Genomic DNA, 2,375 nt, shown 5'->3' on the forward strand with positions numbered 1-2,375 from the left:
TCGCTGAAGAACAACCCTGCAGTCACGGTCGCTCCGAATAACAGAGCGAATCCAACTCGGCTTAGTTGACGAGAAGACATCAGAGCCTCCTTTACGAAGCTTTAACGAGTTTGCGCCCGCATAACGGCATCGTCAAGAATTGATACTTAATCGACGAGAATGCTGTGCCTATTGCGTGTCATGGCGCACAAATTGATCTGCGGCCAAGCTTAGTAATTCATTCCTTTGCGTTGTAAATACATGCGGAATCAATAAACGAAACGACAATAGCGTAAGAAATATTTCCGGCTCATAGTTGATTTTTCGTGCCATTGGGAGGACATTGAAGACGTTCTCCGGTTTTCCAAAGCGTTTCATACGTCGGTTCGTACGCAGTACGTTGATTGGTTCGTCGCCCTTCGGTTGCGAGGGAGCTTTCCGATGCGATCAAGGCTTGTCGGCAAGGCGCTTCTTTGGGTTCTCGTCTTGGTCTGCTGGATCGGCAGTCCGCCGCGAGGTGTTGCCCAGAGTTCACTCAATCCAGGCTTTGCCGACGGCGACACCCATCTCTCGCCGCGGGAACGCGCGGGACGCGAGATCTGGTTCTTCGCGACCGCTTTCAACGACCGGTTCTACACCTATTCCTATCCGCAGCGCCTGGGTGCCACGATCGATTGGTTCCGCATTCTCGGCGCGAAGAAAAAGGGTGACCTGTTCCAGGCGTGGGGCGCCATCCCGGATCCCGATTGCTGCGTTCCGGGTGATCCCAACTGCCCCGCAAAAAGTCTTGATGAGACGTTCGGATTTCAATGGTGTCCGGGCGATACGGAACTTCTGAAATTCATCGGAAAGGAGGGGTACCGCGACCCCGCGTGTGATTTCAAGGACGCGCCGTTCGATGTGGCGACGCCTCACGGCACATTAGATCAGCGGCAGAGTTCTTGCGATCTTCAGTTTGGAACCTCCACCGGCGCCTTGGGCCTGCGCAAGTTTCCAAATCCCCGGTTCGACGCCGATCGCTGGAAGCGGCTGAACGGTTCGCCGGCGACATGGGTGGGATACAGCGCATTTCTCTCCGGCGATACAAGCGAGGGGGATTCTCGCAACAACCGCCTCTTCGACGGTTCGATCGAGCCGCCGTTCCGCATCGGGATGTCATGTGGTGCGTGCCATATCTCCCATAACCCATTGAAGCCCGCGGCCGATGCCAACAATCCAAAGTGGGAGAACCTCGACGGATTGGTCGGCAACCAATACAGCCGCATTTCGCAACTTCTCGCGTCCGGCATGTCGCAGCACGTGCTCGAATGGCAGTTGATCGCACGGACACGCCCCGGAACCGTCGACACGTCCGCCCTTCCGATGGACACCGTCGCAAACCCTGGCACGATGAACGCCATTGCGAATTTCGCAAAGCGTCCGCTGCACGATCATCAGGTACTGAAATGGCGCAAAGTCGCAGCGTGCCCAGCTGGCTCCAGCGCCAATTGCTGGTGTGAGCCCGATAAACCTGGGAAATGTTGGCAACGCAGCGAGATGATGGAGCGCGTTCAGAATATTCTGAAAGGCGGGGAGGATTCCATCGGAGCGCGCGAAGCGATTCAGCGCGTTTACTTCAACATCGGATCCTGTGCCGAACAATGCTGGCTCAACCACATCCCAGACCTGAGGACCGTGGACCCGGCGCAACGAAACTACGGGCAGAGCCCGTTTGATATCGGCCAATGCCGTCGCGATTGCGCCAGTTTCCGCGCCATCGAGGATCGCCTGGAAGATGTCGAGGCCTTCTTCCTCACGGCGCGCCCCGCCGATCTTTGGAAGGCGCGCGGCCTATCGGGACCGAAAGAATTGGAAGCACAACTCGAAGGCGAATTCGGGAGCGGCGCTGTCGCGCGCGGGCAACAGGTTTTCGCGAGAACCTGCGCAGGGTGTCATTCCAGCCAGAGCGGGCCGTACGAGAGCGTGGATTTCCTTGCAACCGATCCGACAGATTCCTCGCTGCGCGCCGATTTTCTGAGCAATGAACGACCGATTCTCGCCACGCGGGTTGGAACTTATGCGGGACGTGCGCTCCATTCGAACCACATGGCGAGCCGCGTGTGGGACCAGTATGCCGCACGCGATCTCCATGAGCGGGCGGTGGATCCGGCGCTTCAAGAGGTCATGCGGGGTGGCGGCCGCGGCTACTATCGACCACCATCTCTACTCAGTGTCTGGGCCTTCGCGCCGTTCGGACACAACAACGCCATCGGACCGGAGGTCTGCGGCAAGCCAAGTCGGGAGAGCGACTTCTACTCTTCGCCTTATGTCGATGGCAGCGGCAAACCGCTCGCAAGCCCACCGTCATGCCGGGCCTTCGACCCGAGTGTCGAGGGTCGGTTCGCGCTGTTCAAGGA

The 2,375-nt window shown here is 58.2% G+C and carries 1 protein-coding gene; it reads left to right on the forward strand.

Features of this window, described 5'->3' with window-relative positions; genetic code table 11:
- Positions 1 to 420: 420 nt before the first annotated feature.
- Positions 421 to 2,375 (forward strand): hypothetical protein (locus tag AC1DT3_RS18255; protein ID WP_477466645.1); only part of this gene is annotated, 1,955 nt, incomplete at its 3' end.

It is taken from the genome of Microvirga sp. P4_G7 (assembly GCF_056401005.1).